At 68.0% G+C, this 16,663-nt stretch carries 14 protein-coding genes and 1 tRNA gene; 10 read left to right on the top strand and 5 right to left on the bottom strand.

Annotation, left to right across the window (positions count from 1 at the left end):
• Positions 1-40: 40 nt before the first annotated feature.
• A complete protein-coding gene (locus BN1056_RS02585) occupies positions 41-1,402 on the bottom strand; it encodes an ABC transporter substrate-binding protein (RefSeq protein ID WP_210578805.1) in 1,362 nt (453 codons plus the stop codon).
• A 276-nt stretch (positions 1,403-1,678) separates the two neighbouring features.
• Here BN1056_RS02585 and BN1056_RS02580 point away from each other — a divergent pair, with 276 nt between their 5' ends.
• Both BN1056_RS02580 and BN1056_RS02575 read left to right on the top strand, forming a co-directional pair.
• The gene (locus tag BN1056_RS02580) at positions 1,679-2,752 is read left to right on the top strand and encodes an arabinan endo-1,5-alpha-L-arabinosidase (protein WP_210578803.1); all 1,074 of its coding nucleotides are present in this window, start codon (positions 1,679-1,681) and stop codon (positions 2,750-2,752) included.
• A gap of 47 nt (positions 2,753-2,799) precedes the next feature.
• Positions 2,800-4,086, top strand: coding sequence for a UDP-N-acetylmuramate dehydrogenase (locus BN1056_RS02575; RefSeq protein WP_425306092.1), 1,287 nt, complete (start codon positions 2,800-2,802; stop codon positions 4,084-4,086).
• Positions 4,087-4,158: 72 nt separating this feature from the next.
• Here BN1056_RS02575 and BN1056_RS02570 read toward each other — a convergent pair whose 3' ends face one another.
• Complete coding sequence (locus tag BN1056_RS02570) at positions 4,159-5,178, bottom strand: adenosine deaminase (RefSeq protein WP_210578801.1); 1,020 nt, start codon at positions 5,176-5,178, stop codon at positions 4,159-4,161.
• Positions 5,179-5,268: 90 nt separating this feature from the next.
• Between BN1056_RS02570 and BN1056_RS02565 the strand changes: the two genes are divergently transcribed.
• From BN1056_RS02565 to BN1056_RS02555, 3 genes are all read left to right on the top strand, one after another.
• On the top strand, positions 5,269-6,516 hold the full coding sequence (locus tag BN1056_RS02565) for an aminoglycoside phosphotransferase/kinase family protein (protein WP_210578798.1): 1,248 nt from the start codon (positions 5,269-5,271) through the stop codon (positions 6,514-6,516).
• A 200-nt stretch (positions 6,517-6,716) separates the two neighbouring features.
• Positions 6,717-8,180 carry an alanine/glycine:cation symporter family protein gene (locus BN1056_RS02560; RefSeq protein WP_425306093.1) on the top strand — a complete coding sequence of 488 codons (1,464 nt, stop codon included), beginning with the start codon at positions 6,717-6,719 and terminating at the stop codon, positions 8,178-8,180.
• 51 nt (positions 8,181-8,231) lie between these two features.
• Positions 8,232-9,401: a mandelate racemase/muconate lactonizing enzyme family protein gene (locus BN1056_RS02555; RefSeq protein ID WP_244671463.1), complete on the top strand. Its 1,170-nt coding sequence runs from the start codon at positions 8,232-8,234 to the stop codon at positions 9,399-9,401.
• A 16-nt stretch (positions 9,402-9,417) separates the two neighbouring features.
• Here the strand turns inward: BN1056_RS02555 and BN1056_RS02550 are convergent, their stop codons facing one another.
• The 3 genes from BN1056_RS02550 to BN1056_RS02540 all read right to left on the bottom strand — a co-directional run bounded on the left by BN1056_RS02550 (position 9,418) and on the right by BN1056_RS02540 (position 13,836).
• A complete protein-coding gene (locus tag BN1056_RS02550) occupies positions 9,418-9,807 on the bottom strand; it encodes a hypothetical protein (RefSeq protein WP_210578793.1) in 390 nt (129 codons plus the stop codon).
• Between the two features lie 760 nt (positions 9,808-10,567).
• Entirely contained in the window at positions 10,568-12,079 is a 1,512-nt protein-coding gene (locus BN1056_RS02545) for a C2 family cysteine protease (RefSeq protein ID WP_210578791.1), read from the bottom strand.
• A 542-nt stretch (positions 12,080-12,621) separates the two neighbouring features.
• Positions 12,622-13,836, bottom strand: coding sequence for a pyridoxal phosphate-dependent aminotransferase (locus tag BN1056_RS02540; protein ID WP_210578789.1), 1,215 nt, complete (start codon positions 13,834-13,836; stop codon positions 12,622-12,624).
• 174 nt (positions 13,837-14,010) lie between these two features.
• Here BN1056_RS02540 and BN1056_RS02535 point away from each other — a divergent pair.
• The 5 genes from BN1056_RS02535 to rplA all read left to right on the top strand — a co-directional run bounded on the left by BN1056_RS02535 (position 14,011) and on the right by rplA (position 16,627).
• Positions 14,011-14,083, top strand: a tRNA-Trp gene (locus BN1056_RS02535).
• Between the two features lie 95 nt (positions 14,084-14,178).
• A complete protein-coding gene (gene secE / locus BN1056_RS02530) occupies positions 14,179-14,412 on the top strand; it encodes a preprotein translocase subunit SecE (RefSeq protein ID WP_083565331.1) in 234 nt (77 codons plus the stop codon).
• 71 nt (positions 14,413-14,483) lie between these two features.
• Positions 14,484-15,230, top strand: coding sequence for a transcription termination/antitermination protein NusG (gene nusG, locus BN1056_RS02525; RefSeq protein ID WP_210578786.1), 747 nt, complete (start codon positions 14,484-14,486; stop codon positions 15,228-15,230).
• 194 nt (positions 15,231-15,424) lie between these two features.
• Complete coding sequence (gene rplK / locus BN1056_RS02520; RefSeq protein ID WP_073327584.1) at positions 15,425-15,856, top strand: 50S ribosomal protein L11; 432 nt, start codon at positions 15,425-15,427, stop codon at positions 15,854-15,856.
• An 81-nt stretch (positions 15,857-15,937) separates the two neighbouring features.
• Positions 15,938-16,627 (top strand): 50S ribosomal protein L1, encoded by a 690-nt coding sequence (rplA, locus tag BN1056_RS02515; RefSeq protein ID WP_073327583.1) that lies wholly within the window; start codon positions 15,938-15,940, stop codon positions 16,625-16,627.
• Positions 16,628-16,663 lie beyond the last annotated feature (36 nt).

Genomic DNA, 16,663 nt, shown 5'->3' with positions numbered 1-16,663 from the left:
CGCTGAGGCGGGTGTCTCCACCCGCCTCAGCGAATGGGAATCAGGCGCCGGCCTGAGCCTGCTTGGCGGCCTCGACGGCGGCGTCGAGCTTTGCCTGCATGACGGGCTGCACCTCCGCGCAGTACTCGGCGGCGGTCTTGTCCCCGTCCAGCACCGGCTGGATGTTGGTGAAGAACTCGTCATACCACTCGGGGCTCCAGGTGACCGCGCCGGGCAGGGCGTGGCCGTCGGTCTCGACGATCTGGAGGAACTCCTCCTTGTTGGCCGGCGCCGTCTCGGTGTCGGTGGCGTACTCGTCCTTGGCGTAGTCGATCAGGTTGGGAATCTGGATGCCCGCCTCAACCAGCTGCTTCTGGCAGTCGCGGTCGGCCGAAAGGTAGGCGACCAGTTTGGCGGCGAGTTCGGGGTACTTCGTGCCCGTGGAGACGGCGATGCCCAGCGAGCCGATGTAGGTGGACGGCTTGCCGGTCTTGCCGGCGGGGAACGGAATCAGGTCCCACTCGAAGTCCAACTCCTGGTAGGTGGACACGTCCCAGGGGCCGACGGGGAAGAAGCCGATCTGGCCGCGCATCCAGCGCTGGTAGGTGTCCATGGTCTGGGCCTGGGCAATGGAGGGGGTGATGCCGTACACGTTCTGCATGTCCGCGAAGAACTGCAGTGCCTCGGCGAACTCCGGGGTGTCGACGGTGACGGTGGTGTGCTCCTCGTTGCACCAGTCGGCGCCGTTGGACCACACGAAGGCCTGCAGGCACCAGTTGACGTTCAGGCCCGTGCCCCACTGGTCGAGCTCGCCGTCGCCGTCGGTGTCCTGGGTGAGCTGCTGGCACACGTCGACGAACTCGTCCCAGGTGTAGGGCACGTCCTTGTCGGGCAACTCGAGCCCGGCCGCCTCGAACATGGTCTTGTTGTAGCCGAAGGCGAACGGGCCGACGTCCTTGGGCAGGCCGTAGATCTGGCCCTTGCCGACCTGGGTGCCGTCGTAGCGGTAGGAGTCCACGCCGTAGGCCCAGATGTTGTCCAGGTCGACGTCGCCGAGCATGTCGGTGATGTCCATGACGATGCCGTTGGAGGCGAAGGACATGACCGAGCCCTGCTCCAGGTAGAAGACGTCGGGGACCTGGTTGCCGGTGATGGCGGCCTGCAGCTTGGTGGAGTACTGGTCGGCATCGGTGGTGATGACCTTGACGGTGCAGTTGTTGGCCTTGGAGAAGTTGTCGATGGCCGTCTGGTAGGCGGCCTTCTCGTCCGTGCCTCCGCGGAACATGTAGGTCAGCTCCGGGGTGCCGGAGGCGGAGGAATCGGAGGAGGAGCAGCTCGCCAGGGCGGAGGCTCCAGCCAGAGCGCCCGCTGCCAGGGCGAGTGAGTTGAAGGAGCGACGGCTGAGCATCTGGTGCTTCATCATTGAAGGACTCCGTTCGGAAGAAGTGGGGCATCATCGGCCCGCTCGATTTACAACGTTAGAAAGTATGGCATGTGACCGGCTGCACGTCAATACCGCAATTCGTGCTGGAATCATGCGGGAAACTCCGGGTGTTGACAGGCTGGGCGGGTGCGTGCAGCATCGTCTATAACGATGTACCAAAGAGGGTGCGTGCCGCTGCGGGCCCGACCGGCTCGGTGGGGCTTGCCCAGGGGCGGGGCCCCTGCAGCCGTTCCCCGCACAACTTCGGGAGCAAACATGAACCGACGTTCGCTACTGGTTCTAGGAAGCCTGTTGTCGTCACAGGCAGTGCTCGGGCTCGCCGGCGGCTGCGCCGCGAAGTCGAACGCGGACGATGCCGGCCGCGGTCCGGCCGCGGAAGTACCCACCCTCGCCGGTGACCTGGTCGCGCACGACCCGGCGCTGTTGCTGGACGAGCAGGGCGCACCGCTGGCGGTCTTCTCCACCGGGGATGCGAGCATCGCGGGTGGTGCCATCCTGGTGCGCATCAGCGAGGACGGCGGTACCACCTGGGGGAAGCGAACCGGTGCGTGGCGCCTGGCCGACGAGCCCTCCTGGACGCACGAGGCGGTACCCGGGTTGATGAACTACTGGGCGCCCGACGTCGTCCGTGTGGATGACGAGATCCGTCTGTACTACGCGGCTTCTACCTTCGGCTCCTCCCGCTCGGCAATCGGCCTGATGGCCAACGCCGCCTTCGACCCGACCGATCCTCAGACCGGCTGGGAGGACCGGGGCGTGGTGATTACCTCCGGCGACGGCGAGGCCTACAACGCGATCGATCCCTCCGTCCTAACCGACGCCGACGGGCGCACCTGGATGGCCTTCGGCTCCTTCTGGGGTGGGATCTTCGCCGTGGAGCTGGGGCGGGACGGACTGCGCGCAGACCCCACCGCAGAACCCATTCGGCTCGCCGACCGCGGCACCGCGCTGAACGACGTGGAGGGGGCCGCCCTCGCCCAGCACCACGGGTGGTACTACCTGTTCGTCTCCTTCGGCAGCTGCTGTCAGGGAACCGACTCAACCTACGAGATCGCGGTCGGGCGTTCCGAGGCGATCACCGGCCCCTATCTGGACCGTTCGGGTGCGTCGCTCCTCGACGGCGGCGGCACGGTACTGCTTAGCAGCCAGGGGAACATGATCGGCCCCGGAGGCGGGGCCGTGGCCGGGGACTGGCTGGTCCACCACTACTACGACGCCGACAACGGCGGCACCCCCACGCTGGCCCTGCGCAGGCTCGCCTGGGACGACGACTGGCCGGTTCTGCTCAGCACTGAGGAGTTGAGCGCAAGTGCGCAGGCGACAGCCTGAGGGGTCGCCTATTCTGCTCCTGCAAACACGACCCGAGCGGAGCCTCCATGTCACTACCCCCAGACGCCGACCGCTTCGGCCTGAGCGCGCCCGAACCGCTGTCCGGCACCGAGGCGTGCACCACGCCCATGTCCGTGCATTCCGACCCCGCCGACTGGCCCGCACCCGTCCCCGCCCTCGCCCGCCCACTGGGATCCGCCGCCGGTTCGACCCCGAGCCTGGCCGAGCTGACCACCCTGCGGGTGGGCGGCCCGGTCGGCAGCTACGTCGAGGCCCGCACCGAGGCTGAACTGATCGACGCGGTCCGCCAGGCCGATGCCGCCGGCACCCCCCTGCTGGTGATCGGCGGCGGTTCCAACATCCTGGCCGCCGACGCGGGATTCGCCGGCGTGGTCGTGCGCGACGCCCGCCAGGAGGTCAGCCTGTCCGCGGATGACCGCTGCGGCGGCGTGGAGTTCACCGCCACCGCCGGCACCACCTGGGACGACCTGGTGCGCGAGGCCATCGCCAACCAGTGGGGAGGGTTCGCGCCCCTGTCCGGGATCCCCGGGACCGTCGGCGCCGCCCCGGTGCAGAACATCGGCGCCTACGGCGCGGAGGTCGCCGAGTTGCTCGCATCCGTGCGCGCCTGGGATCGGGCCGCCGGCGGCCCCGTCCACCTGCCGCTGGCCCGCCTGCGCCTGAGCTACCGCGACTCCGACCTCAAGCGCTCCCTGACCGACGCCACCATCGGCGGCGGCCGCACCTGGGGGCCCACCGGGCGCTGGGTGGTGCTGTCGGTAACCTTCTCCGTGCGCACCGCCTCCCTGTCCGCCCCCATCGCCTACGCCCAACTGGCGCGCACCTTGGGGGTCGAGGTGGGCGACCGCGTGGATGCCCGGGCGGTGCGCGAGGCCGTGCTGGAACTGCGCCGCTCCAAGGGCATGGTCCTGGACGACGCGGACCATGACACCTGGTCCGCCGGCTCCTTCTTCACCAACCCGATCCTCACCCGCGCCCAGGCCGACGTCCTCCCCGACGACGCCCCCCGCTTCCCGGTCACCGACCACTCCCAGGCGGTGGCGGGCACCCGGCAGGCGCCCGTCGTCGAGGGACTGGTGAAGACCTCCGCCGCCTGGCTGATCGACCACGCCGGCTTCGGCAAGGGCTTCGCCCTGCCGGCGGCCGGAGCCGAGCCGGCCGCCAGCCTGTCCACCAAGCACGTGCTGGCTCTGACCAACCGGGGTCGTGCCCGCGCCGCCGACCTGGCCGGGCTGCGCGACGCCGTCGTCACCGGGGTGCGTGAGCGCTTCGGCGTCACGCTCGTGCCCGAGCCGGTGCACGTAGGCTTCTAGACCCGGGCGGCTCCCGGTCCCCGACCGTCCGCGCGCTGCCCGGCCCGCCGACGCGGGCAGGCGGTCCGGGGCTCAGTCGTCAGCCGCCAACCAGGCGTCCACCTGCGCCAGCCACTCCCGCTTGGACGACGGCGACGCCAGCGAGGCCCGGATGGAACCGCGCGCCAACTCCGCCAGGGCGGCGTCGTCGAGCCCCTGGTCCCGGGCGATCTGGTACTGGTCCACCAGCCGGGACTGGAACAACAGCGGGTCGTCCGCGCCCAACGCCACCTGGGCGCCGTGCTCCAGGAGCGCCGTAAGCGGCACGTCGCCCGGCTCCCGATACACGCCCAGGCACACATTCGACGCCGGGCACACCTCCAGGCTGATGCCCGCCGCCGCCACGGCGTCCAGCAGGGCCGGGTCCTCGCTGGTGCGGATGCCGTGCCCCAGCCGGGTCGGCCCCAGCGCGGAGACGACGTCGCGCACGTGCTCGGGACCCAGCAGCTCCCCGCCGTGGGGTAGCGAGGCCAGGCCGGCGCGGCGGGCGATCGCGAAGGCCCGCCCCCAGGAAGCGGTCTCACCCGCGCGCTCATCGTTGGACAGTCCGAAGCCGACGACGGTGCCCGGTTCATCCCCCGCATAGTGCGCGGCCAGGCGTGCCAGTGCGCGCGCCTCCAGCGGGTGGCGCATGCGGGAGGCGGCCACGATCACGGCCACCTCGACGCCGGACAGGATGGTGGCCTGCTTGGCGGCGTCGAGAATGATCTCCAGGGCGGGAGTGATGCCGCCGACGAAGGGGGCGTAGGAGGTCGGGTCCACCTGGATCTCCAGGCGCCGCGACCCCTCGGCGGCGTCGTCGAGCGCCGCCTCCAGCACGATGCGGCGCATGATCTCCTCGGTGACCACCAGGTGGCGGGCCGTGTCGTAGGCCCGCTGGAAGCGGAACCAGCCGCGGTGATCGGCGGGCACGTGCAGCGGATCCCCCTCCAGGAATGACGACGGCAGCCGGGCGTGGGCGGAGGAGGCCAGCTCTACGAGCGTCTCCAGGCGCATGGAGCCCGTGAAGTGCAGATGCAGGTGCGCCTTGGGCAGGGCGGCGAGGTCGCGCATGGCGGGATTGTGCCACTCCCGGCGCTCCCATCGGCCAACCGCTGCCTCACAGGCGCAGCAGTCGGCGGCACCGTGAGGCAGACTGTGCTCATGAGCGCAGTAATGGCCGGACACGAGCCCGAGGAGGTCGCCCTGCTCACCGGCGCGCGCGCCGCCTCCGTGCTGGCCGCGGCGCTCGCCCCCGCGGGGCAGCAGCTGATGAGCTGGGAGGTCCACTCGGTGCACCACCGGCCCGGAGCCGGCGTCTCCGTCGGCTACACCGCCGTCGTCGCCCGCCCGGACGGCAGCCGCGCCACCGAGTACCTGTGCGCTACCACGGCGCGCCTGTCCAACCCGCAGGCCATCGGCCTGACCCGTGTGGCCCCCACCGGCGGGGACGGGCCGATCGTGCACGTGTGGCGGCACCCGGCCGACCCGGAACTGCCCGCGCTCGCGGTCGCCTGCACCCCCTCCCTGCTCTCCCAGCGGCTGGGTGCCCCCGTGAAGGCCACCATGGTCGCTTACCGGCCCACCCGCCGCGCCGTCGTGCGGGTGACCTACCCCGACTCCTCCACCGCTTACGCCAAGGTGCTGCGTCCCAGCCAGGCGTCCGCCTTCGCCGAGCGGCACCGCATGCTGCGCGCCGCCGGTGTCCCCGCGCCGGACGTGCTGCGCGACGATGCGGACGGCCTGGTGCTGCTGTCCACCGGCCGGGGCGTGCCCCTGTCGGGGCTGCTGTCGCGAGGCATGGACGAGGCCCAGGCGGCCCGCGTGTTCCAGGGGTTGACCGGTCTGCTGGACTCCCTGCCCGCCGCCGCCCTGCAGCTGGCGGCCCATCCCGCCTGGTCCGATCGCGCCCGCCACTACGCGCACGCCGCCGCCACCGTCCTGCCCGAGCACCTGGCCCGCGCCCGCGCCGTCGCCGAGGGTGTCGAGCAGTTGATGGCCGCCTCCGACCCGGGACCGGTGGTGCCCGTACACGGTGACTTCTATGAGGCGAACGTGCTCATGGAGGGGGAGCGAGTCGCCAGCCTGCTCGACGTCGACTCCCTCGGACCCGGGCGGCGCGTGGACGACCTGGCCTGCCTGCTCGGACACGTCAGCGTGCTGGACCACCTGGCGCCCGCCTCCTATCCGCACCTGCGTCCCGTGCTGGAGACGTGGACGGCCCTGGCCGAGCAGCAGGTGGACCCGGTGGCGCTGCGCGCCCGCTGTGCCGGCGTAGTGCTGTCGCTGGTGGCCGGGGCGCGCCGGGAGGACGGCGGACCGTGGCGCGCCGACGCCGAGGGGCGCCTGGCCCGCGCCGAGTCCTGGCTCGCGCAGGCACGTGAGCTACAGGCGCGCCGCGGCGCCCACTGAGTGAGGCGGCCGGAGCCCGACGCCGTGGGTGGGAGCCGGGCCGCGCGTCGTCGTCGGTCCTCGAGACCGGTAGGGGAGCGCAGCCACGTTTTGGACGGTTACACACTCGAAACCGCCCGAGTGCGTAACCTGCGGCCGCGCCGGTGCCCGCCGGCTGAAAGGCAGAAACCGTGTTCCCCACGTCCTCCGCTATTCCCACAATCTCCGCACTCGCCGGCCTTGGTACGGCGTCGACCGCGGTCCGACCGGCCGGCTTCAGTGAGGCCCTGACCGCCGCCGACGATTTCCTGTGGGGCCCCTGGCTCCTGATCCCGCTGCTGCTGGGCACCGGCATCTGGCTGACCGTCCGGCTGCGCGCCGTCCAGCTGCGCAAGCTCTTCCCGGCGCTGCGCTTCGCCTTCGTGGACCGCAGCGACGGTGAGGCGGACACCGCCGAGGGCGACATCTCCCACTACCAGGCGCTGACGACGGCGCTGGCGGCCACCGTGGGGGTGGGCAACATCATCGGTGTGGCCACCGCCATCCACCTGGGCGGTCCCGGCGCTCTGTTCTGGATGTGGGTGACCGCGTTCTTCGGCATGGCCTCGAAATACTCCGAGGCCTTCCTCGCCGTCCGTTTCCGCACCACCGACGCCAACGGGCAGAAATCCGGCGGCCCCCAGTACTACCTGCAGCATGCGATCAAGGGGCGTGTGGGCACCGTGCTGTCGGTGTTCTTCGCCATCTCCACACTGCTGGCCTGCTTCGGCATCGGCTCCATGACCCAGTCCAACTCGGTCGCCGCACAGCTGGAGCACTCCTTCGGGGCGGATCCGGCGCTGGTCGGCATCGTCATGGCGGTGGCGATCGGTGGCGTGCTGCTGGGCGGGATCGAATCCATTGGGCGCGTCACGGCCGCCTTCGTGCCGATGATGATCGTCTTCTACGTGGGCGGCTGCCTGTACATCCTTGCCGTCAACATCACGGCGATTCCCGCCGCCCTGGCGCTGGTGCTCGCGGATGCCTTCACCGGGCACGGCGCCGTGGGCGGCTTCGCCGGCTCCACCATGCTCATGGCAATCAAGTTCGGGATGGCCCGCGGCATCTTCTCCAACGAGTCCGGCATGGGCTCCGCCGCGATCGCCGCCGCCGCGGCGAAGACCAACCACCCCGTCCGGCAGGGATTGGTCTCCATGACCCAGACCTTCATCGACACCTTCGTGGTGGTCACCTGCACCGGTCTGGTGGTGCTGTCCACCGGCGCCTGGACGGGTGACGACCCGGCCACCATGACCGCCACCGCCTTCACCACCGGCCTGCCCGGACAGTGGGGCCACTACATCGTCTCGGTGGCGCTCATCTTCCTGGGCTGCTCCACGATCCTGGGCTGGGCCTACTACGGGGAGCGCTGCATCGTGCGGCTCGTGGGCGTTCACGGGGTGCTGCCCTTCCGCCTGTTCTTCACCGTCCTGATCTTCCTGGGCACCGTCACCAGCCTGGACGACGTGTGGACTTTCGCGGACATCGCCAACGGACTCATGGCCATCCCGAACCTGATCGGTCTGGTGCTGCTGTCCGGTCTGATCGCCCGTGAGACCAAGGCCTACCTGGAGCAGGATCCGTACCTGCGCCGTCCCGGCGACGAGTTCACCTCCGTCCCGGAGGATGCCGGGGTGGAGGCCTGAGCGGCCGCGGCTACGATGGTGCGCGAGTCCGCGTCATGCAAAGGAAGCTCAATGAAGATCGTCTCCGCTCACGTCGGCACCATCCCGATCAGCTCCCCTATCCGCAACGCCTACATCGACTTCAGCTCGATGGACTGCTCGATCCTTGCCCTGGTCAGCGACGTGATCATCGACGGCAAGCCGGTGGTCGGCTACGGCTTCAACTCCAACGGCCGCTACAACGCCTCCGCGATCCTCGAGCAGCGGCTGCTGCCCCGCCTGCTGGACGCCCCCGAGGCCGAGCTGCTCGACGACGACGGCGCGCTCGCCCCCGAACGGGCCTGGCGGGTCATGCTGCGCAATGAGAAGCCCGGCGGCCACGGGGAGCGCTCCGTCGCCGTGGGCGTGGCCGACATGGCGTTGCACGACCTGGCGGCGAAGCTCGCCGGTGTGCCCCTGTACCGCTGGATCTCCGAGCACTATGGCGACGGCAAGCCCGACGCCGATGTCTTCGTCTACGCCGCCGGCGGCTACTACGCGCCCGGCAAGACCCTGACCGACTTGCAGGACGAGATGCGTCGCTTCCTGGACGCCGGATACCGGGTGGTCAAGATGAAGATCGGCGGCGCCCCGCTGGATGAGGACCTGCGCCGCATTGAGGCGGTTATCGACGGCGTCCTCGACGGCGACGGGTCCCGTCTGGCGGTCGACGTGAACGGCCGCTTCGACCTGGACACCGCGTTGGAGTACGCCCGCGCGCTGGAGCCCTTTGGCCTGTTCTGGTACGAGGAGATCGGTGACCCGCTCGACTACGCCCTGAACGCCGTCGTCGCCGAGAACTACCGGCTCCCCATCGCCACGGGCGAGAACCTGTTCTCCATGCAGGACGCCCGCAACCTGCTGCGTTACGGCGGCATGCGTCCGGACCGCGACTACATCCAGGTAGACCCGGCGTTGTCCTACGGGTTGACCGAGTACCGCCGAATCCTGGACGTGCTCGACCGCCACGGCTGGTCCTCGCGCCGCTGCATCCCGCACGGCGGGCACCAGTTCTCACTCCACATCGCCGCCGGACTGCACCTGGGCGGTAACGAGTCCTACCCGGGCGAGTTCCAGCCCACCGGCGGGTTCACCGACGACGCCCGGGTGGTGGACTCCCGTGTGGCTCCGGGCGAACTGCCGGGCATTGGGCTGGAGGGTAAGGCGGAGTTCTACTCCGTGCTGCGCGGCCTGCATGCCTGAGCTAGGAGTCGGCGAGTCAGGGCGTGGCGGTGACGTCTGAGCCCGAGGGCGACTCGGCTGAAGTGGCCGTCACGGAAGCCTCATCCTGAGCCGTGGGGTCGGGGGTGGCGGTGGGCGCGCCTCCCCCGGAGCACTGGACGGCGATAAGCGCCGAACTGTTGGCCGAGCCGTCGCCGTGTCCGGATGGGCGTTTGGGATGCGATTCCAGGACGGTGATGGTGCAGCCGAGCACCTCGGCAGAGGAGCCGACTGGAATCAGCGTATATGGCTCGTTCTCGTATGAGTCCGCAAGGTCGCCCGACTCGGAGCGAGAGAAATTGACGCCGACATTCTTCTCGCTGACAAAAGTGACGACGAGCACCCATTCCACGGCATCTCCCGTGCCGTGGCGTCCCGGCTGCTGCATAACGTAGCTCCTAGCCTGGTCTCGCAGCGCCTCAACCTCGGGCGAAAGTTTGGGCATCCCTTGCGGCAATGGGCGCCAGTGGGCGTTCGCGTACAAGGCGACACTCGCTATCAGGAGAACCGCGATTACGACTGCGAGGTATCGGCTGGCGCGAAAACGGCTCGTTGCGGTCACGTTACCAACCTTACCTACGCTCAGTGTCTGAAGGACGGCAACCGACCCGGGGTGGTGCGGCGCCGAGGCAAGCTCTCTGCGGGTGTGTCAGGGCGTTGGGGCGCCGGTCGGCTCGTCCTGGGCGGTGGGGTCGGTGGCGGTGGGGGTAGCGCTCTCGGGGCACTGGACGGCGATGAGCGCCCAACTGGACGCGGACCCTGCGCCCCGGCCTCGCGGCCTTTCGGGGTGTGACTCCAAGACGGTGATGGTGCAGCCGAGTATCTCTGTGGACGATCCGACCGGGATCTTAGTACTGGGTACATGTTCGCTTCCGCGTGCAAAATTTACCCAGACGTACTCTGAGTTTGCCGCGGTGAGTACCAACGATGCGTCATCAATCTGCCGGGGGCGTGCCTCCGTGTAGCTCAGCGCTTGGCTACGCAGCGCCTCGATTTCCGGGGACAGCTCCGGGGTTCCCTGCGGTAGCGGCCACCAGAACACGATGTATGCACCTGCTCCGACTGTCAGCGCAAGTGTAGCCAGTATTACAATGGCCCACTTCAATCGTCGTGTCGCCATTAAGCGTCCTTCCGAGTGGATGTATGTGTCAGTGTACTGGGTTAAAAGAAAACTCGCTATAGCCGTCCTTGAAGTCTTCGAATGGCAGTGTCATCGGTTCATGGGTGCCTCCCCAAGGATTTGCTACGATAACTGTGTCGTCGGATGGGTCGTTAGGGTCTCCCAGATCAACCGATTGTACGTAATACTCATGGTTGTAAACCAGGGGTTCGGGGAGGGGGTCTCCGTTCGAATCGGTTGCGTTTGTATTATATAGCCTGTCGGGGTAGTCATCTGGGTTGTCGTCAACCCATGGAACATACCTAAAACGAAGCGGTTTTGCCTTGGAGCCCGCGGTTACAGCCTGACCATCATCCAGGGCGTCTTTGAGTTCTTGGGCCGAAATGTCGGTTTTCTTGGTAGACTTCTTGCCTGTCAAAATCTCCATTCCTCTATAACCGTGGTTGCTTTCAATTGCGCCGTAGGAGCCCTCGTATGCGGCTAGTGCCTTCTCCATTATGGGTGGCCACATCTCATTGGGGTCTGTTGCGCGGGCGAATGGGCGTTCTCCCTCGTGACCTTCGGCTTGGCCGACGACTTGATCGGTTGTAACAGTGATATATACGGGCTTACCGTCCTTGTAAAGGCGCACGGTGTAGGTTCCGTTGCCATTGTCGGTGATGGCATCCTCAATGACTGAGGGGTCTGCCTGGGCAACTGCTTGCAAAGAGGCGATGTACCAGCAGTCGCCGACGATTCCTTGCGAGATGTCTTCCGGTGAGACTCCATCGATCACGGGTTTGCTGTCGGCGGGGGCTTCTTCGTATTGGGGGCCGCCCTCGTACTCTCCGCTATGCTCGATGTCGTCGAACTTTGGTTGGATGTCGTGCGAGAACTCGGCGAGGCGACGAACGGTGTCGTAGGAGGCATCCTCGAGGACCTCTTTCCACATCTCTTGGCGGCGCTGCGCGCTCCAGCCGCGGGCGCCGAAGAACCACCCGTCCTCCTCCATCTCTTTAACCCATTTTTGCAGTTCTTCGTCGCTCAAGCCGGCTATGACCGCATCCACCTCGGCCCCATTGAGTCCGGATAGGGCCTTTTCGATCTTCTTCAGGTCGCCGGTGCCAACCCCGTTCCAGCCGCCGTCAATGCCTGCTTGAACGTCTTTTAGTGCGTTGTTGACCTTGTTTTGATCGACTGCAGGGCGGTCCGGCGTGTCGGACGTCCCCGATGTGCTCGTGTTGGAACTGCCTGAAGCGTTGGCGGCCGCGGGATTCGCCGCCGCATTGCCGTCGGAAGGGCTGTGTCCTACCGTGACCGGAGTTACCGGGGCGCAAGACGATGATCCGGTAATGATTGAATCGATCGCGCACGCAATGCGGGTGCCGATGCTCGTTGAGGAGATTCCGGTTATCACGGCGCCGACGAGTAGGCAAGCGAGCAGGATTACCCCGGCGTACTCGAGTGTTGTTGCACCACGCTCGGAACACTTGCTGCGGGGCGAGCCCGATCGCGCAGCTTCTTTGGCGGCGGTGTGCGGGCGACGGATGCTCGTTTTCATGGGCCGAGTCTGGCTGACGACTTGCTTGCCAGGTAGGGGCGCCCGCCCCGAGCGCGGCCCCGTCTGTAGGGACGCATAAGCTCTTAGGCCCCGACTCTCCGATACGGCTACGGCGACGTTGTGTCGGCGCTGGTGGGCGTGGCGCCCTCAGGGCACTGGACGGCGATGAGTGCCCAACTGGACGCGGAGCCTGCGCCCCGGCCTAGCGGCCTTTCGGGGTGTGACTCCAAGACGGTGATGCTGCAACCGAGTACCTCGGCCGATGAACCGACATCTATCCGTGAATCTGGAACTGCTTCACCGCCCCTGGTGAAGTGGACCCACACGGCATCGGCGTTCGCGGTTCCGAGAACTAGAGACCAGTCATCGCCTCTGCCGGGCTGGTTCTCGACATAGCTCGTGGCCTGGCTACGCAGCGCCTCGACCTCGGGCGCGAGCTCCGGGGTGCCCTGTGGGAGAGGCCACCAGAACATGTACGCCACGGCTACGACGACGAGCGCCAGCGCGCCGATCGCCGCAGCCAGTAGCCGTTTGTGTCGCACTCAGTTGACCTCGGCCAGCAGCTGCTGCATGCGGGTGACGCCCTCGGTGATGGCGTCGTCGCTCATGGCGTAGGACATGCGCAGGAAGCCGGACGGACCGAAGGCCTCCCCGGGCACCACGGCCACCTCGGCATACTCCAGCAGCAGGTCGGCCAGCGTGGCCGAGGAGTCGATCACATGCCCGCGCAGCGACCGCCCGATGAGCCCCTCCACGCTCGGGTAGGCGTAGAAGGCGCCCTTGGGTGTGGGGACCTGCACGCCGCCGATCTCGGAGAGCATGGACACAATCAGCTGACGCCGCCGGTCGAAGGCGGTACGCATGTGGGCGACCGCCGACAGGTCCCCGCCCACGGCCGCAATGGCCGCCCGCTGGGAGACGTTAGCGACGTTGCTGGACAGGTGCGACTGGAAGTTGGTGGCGGCCCGAATCGCGTCCGACGGGCCCATCATCCAGCCCACGCGCCAGCCGGTCATCGCATAGGTCTTGGCGACGCCGTTGAGCACCACCGTCTGGTCGGCCAGTTCGGGCACAAGCGCCACAATGTGGGCCGGCTGGGCGTCGTCGTACAGCAGGTGCTCATAAATCTCATCGGTGACCACCCAGATGCCGTGCTCGAGCGCCCACTGGCCGATGTGCGTCAACTCGGCGGGTGTGTAGACGGCCCCGGTCGGGTTCGACGGCGAGCACAACAGCAGCACCTTGGTGTGCTCGGTGCGGGCGGCCTCCAGCTGCTCCACCGTCACCTTGTACTCCTGGTCCGCTCCGGCGAACACCTCCACGGTGCTGCCTCCGGCCAGGGCGACGACCTCCGGGTAGGTGGTCCAGATCGGGGTGGGCATGAGTACCTCGTCGCCCGGGTCGAGCAGTGCGGCGAAGGCCTGGAATACGGCCTGCTTGCCGCCGTTGGTGACCAGGATGTCCTCGGGGGAGACCAGGTAGCCGGAGTCGCGCAGTGTCTTGGCGGAGATGACCTCCCGCAGTTCCGGCAGCCCCTTGGTGGGGGAGTACTTGTGGTTGACCGGGTCCTGGGCCGCGGCGACGGCGGCATCGACGATGTAGTCCGGGGTGGCGAAGTCCGGTTCGCCCGCGCCGAACCCGATGACCGGCCGGCCGGCTGCGCGCAGGGCCTTGGCCTTGGCGTCGACGGCGAGGGTCGCCGAAGGGGCGATGGCGGCCAGACGGGCTGAGACTCGGCTTCTAGGTGCAGTGCTCACGCGCCGATATTCTCATGACACCGCGGTAGGGCGGTGCCGCTGTCCCGCTATGCGGCGCGAGGTGGCAAGGCTCTCACGCCCGCAAGGCCGGGCGCGGAGCCGCGGACGTGGCGCAGCCCACGCGGCTGAAGTTCCGCAATCGGCGGTCCGTGTGGCAAGATGGGTTGCCGCTGAAGGGCAGTGGCGCAATTGGTAGCGCACCGGTCTCCAAAACCGGCGGTTGTGGGTTCGAGTCCCGCCTGCCCTGCTGAGAACGGCGGATCTGTCGGGAGATCCCGTCGGTTCCGTCTTCTCGCCCGCCAGGGCGTGACCGAACCGTCGACCCGAGGATCACGAGAGAACATGAGCGATACGCGCGTCGCCAAGGGCACGCAAGAGAAGAGGCGCGGCCCGATCTCCCGCATCGCCCTGTACTTCCGGCAGGTGATCGACGAGCTCCGCAAGGTGGTCTGGCCCACCCGGAACGAGCTGTGGACCTACTTCGCAGTGGTGGTCGTGTTCATCCTGGCGATCATGCTGTTCACCGGGGTGCTCGACGCGATCTTCGACCGGCTCGTCATGTGGGCCTTCGCCTGACCGTCCCGATCCGTCCCCGCTTCCACCAGTCGCCGTCGCCGTCAGATCCAGTCCGAGGAAAGAGAAACACCGTGTCCGAGGAGAACATCCCCGAGGAGCCCACCGTCGTCGACGAGGCCGCCCCCGCCGCCGAGCCGACCGTCGAGCCACAGCAGCCGGCCGACGTCGACCCGGTTGAGGAGTTCCGCAAGCAGCTGTCCTCGCTGCCCGGCGAGTGGTACGTGCTGCACACCTACTCCGGCTATGAGCGCCGCGTCGCCGCGGACATCATGGCGCGCGCGGAGAACTTCGAGCTGGAGGACTACGTCTTCGACGCCGTCGCCCCCATGGAGACGGTCATCGAGATCAAGAACGGCAACAAGAAGAAGGAGGTCTCGCGGGTCCGCATCCCCGGCTACGTGTTCGTGCGCATGGACCTGGATGACCCGGAGACCTCCGAGCAGGTGTGGCGCACCATCAAGGACACCCCCGCCGTCACCGGCTTCGTCGGCGACCGCTATGACCCGGTGCCCTTGACCTTCGAGGAGGCCGTCTCCCAGCTCGGCCCCACGCCCGAGGAGGTCGCTTCCAAGCGGGCCGCTGCGGCCACCGCCGCCCCCGAGGAGGGCGCCGGCACCCAGGTTGCCGCCGACGGTCAGGTCTACGAGGTGGCCTTCTCCGTGGGGGAGTCCGTCATCGTCACCGATGGCCCGTTCGAGTCGCTGCCCGCCACGATCTCGGAGATCCACCCCGAGACTCAGAAGCTGCAGGTGCTCATCTCCCTGTTCGGCCGCGACACCCCGGCCGAGCTGGCCTTCAACCAGGTCGCCAAGATCTGACCGCCCCCGCCCGGGGCCTTCGGGACCCGCGGGCGAAGGCGCAGCGCCTGTGAGACCGCCCACCGGCGGGGTCACGGGCGTGCACGCGGGTCTAAGATGGGCGCTCGCGTGCCAGGTACGTGCCCACGTACCAACGCATGAACCCGCTGCACGGCAGGTGTGCAGCATTCCGGACAAGAAAGATCGAATTACCCATGGCTCCTAAGAAGAAGGTCGCCGGGCTGATCAAGCTCCAGATCCAGGCCGGCCAGGCCAACCCCGCCCCGCCGATCGGCCCCGCGCTCGGTCAGCACGGCGTGAACATCATGGAGTTCTGCAAGGCCTACAACGCTGCCACCGAGTCGCAGCGCGGCAACGTCGTCCCGGTGGAGATCACGGTTTACGAGGACCGCTCCTTCACCTTCGTGACCAAGACCCCGCCGGCCGCGGAACTGATCAAGAAGGCCGCAGGCGTTTCCAAGGGCTCCGCCACCCCGCACACGGACAAGGTCGGCTCACTGACCCAGGCCCAGGTGCGCGAGATCGCCGAGACCAAGATGCGTGACCTGAACGCCAACGACGTCGACTCCGCCGCAAAGATCATCGCCGGCACCGCCCGCTCCATGGGCATCAGCGTCGAGGCCTGATTCCAGGCCACCCCCCCAAATAACCAATAAGCGTGGAAGGGCCTGCGCGGCCCGTTCACCACGACTGCTAAGGAGAAGCAGATGACTAAGCGCAGTAAGGCTTACCGCGCCGCCGCGGAGAAGATCCAGTCCGGGATCCTCTACACGCCGGCGGAGGCCGTGAAGCTGGCCAAGGAAACGTCCGTCACGAAGTTCGACTCCACCGTGGATGTCGTCCTCCGGCTGGGCGTTGACCCCCGCAAGGCCGACCAGATGGTGCGTGGCACCGTGTCCCTGCCGCACGGTACCGGCAAGACCGCCCGCGTGGTCGTCTTCGCGCAGGGCGAGCGGGCCGAGCAGGCCCTAGCCGCCGGCGCCGACGAGGTCGGCGGCGACGAGCTCATCGCGAAGGTCGCCGGCGGCTACACCGATTTCGATGCCGCCGTCGCCACCCCCGACCTGATGGGCAAGGTCGGCCGCCTCGGCCGTGTCCTCGGTCCCCGCGGCCTCATGCCCAACCCCCGGACCGGCACCGTCACCATGGACGTGGCCAAGGCCGTCGCCGACATCAAGGGTGGCCGCATCGAGTTCCGGGTGGACCGCGCCGGCAATCTCAACTTCGTGATCGGCAAGTCCTCCTTCACCGAGGAGCAGCTGGCCGAGAACTTCCAGGCCGCCCTGGACGAGGTACAGCGTCTGAAGCCGTCCGCCTCCAAGGGCCGCTACATCCTTAAGGCCACCATGGCCACGACGATGGGCCCCGGCATCCCCATGGATGTCGCCAAGCTCTGAGGCGTTGCGGCTGACACGCAGCTGAAACGGCGGGCC

It is taken from the genome of Actinomyces succiniciruminis (genome assembly GCF_900002405.1).
Lineage (GTDB): Bacteria > Actinomycetota > Actinomycetes > Actinomycetales > Actinomycetaceae > Actinomyces > Actinomyces succiniciruminis.
The sequence above is the reverse complement of the archived record's forward strand: the minus strand, read 5'-3'. Positions and strand labels throughout refer to the sequence as shown.

Bases quoted from the DNA above. Each gene is read 5' to 3' on its own strand.
- BN1056_RS02585 (WP_210578805.1), bottom strand. From the start codon at position 1,402: ATGATGAAGCACCAGATGCTCAGCCGTCGCTCCTTCAACTCACTCGCC.
- BN1056_RS02580 (WP_210578803.1), top strand. From the start codon at position 1,679: ATGAACCGACGTTCGCTACTGGTTCTAGGAAGCCTGTTGTCGTCACAG.
- BN1056_RS02575 (WP_425306092.1), top strand. From the start codon at position 2,800: ATGTCACTACCCCCAGACGCCGACCGCTTCGGCCTGAGCGCGCCCGAA.
- BN1056_RS02570 (WP_210578801.1), bottom strand. From the start codon at position 5,178: ATGCGCGACCTCGCCGCCCTGCCCAAGGCGCACCTGCATCTGCACTTC.
- BN1056_RS02565 (WP_210578798.1), top strand. From the start codon at position 5,269: ATGAGCGCAGTAATGGCCGGACACGAGCCCGAGGAGGTCGCCCTGCTC.
- BN1056_RS02555 (WP_244671463.1), top strand. From the start codon at position 8,232: ATGAAGATCGTCTCCGCTCACGTCGGCACCATCCCGATCAGCTCCCCT.
- BN1056_RS02550 (WP_210578793.1), bottom strand. From the start codon at position 9,807: ATGCAGCAGCCGGGACGCCACGGCACGGGAGATGCCGTGGAATGGGTG.
- BN1056_RS02545 (WP_210578791.1), bottom strand. From the start codon at position 12,079: ATGAAAACGAGCATCCGTCGCCCGCACACCGCCGCCAAAGAAGCTGCG.
- secE (WP_083565331.1), top strand. From the start codon at position 14,179: ATGAGCGATACGCGCGTCGCCAAGGGCACGCAAGAGAAGAGGCGCGGC.
- rplK (WP_073327584.1), top strand. From the start codon at position 15,425: ATGGCTCCTAAGAAGAAGGTCGCCGGGCTGATCAAGCTCCAGATCCAG.
- rplA (WP_073327583.1), top strand. From the start codon at position 15,938: ATGACTAAGCGCAGTAAGGCTTACCGCGCCGCCGCGGAGAAGATCCAG.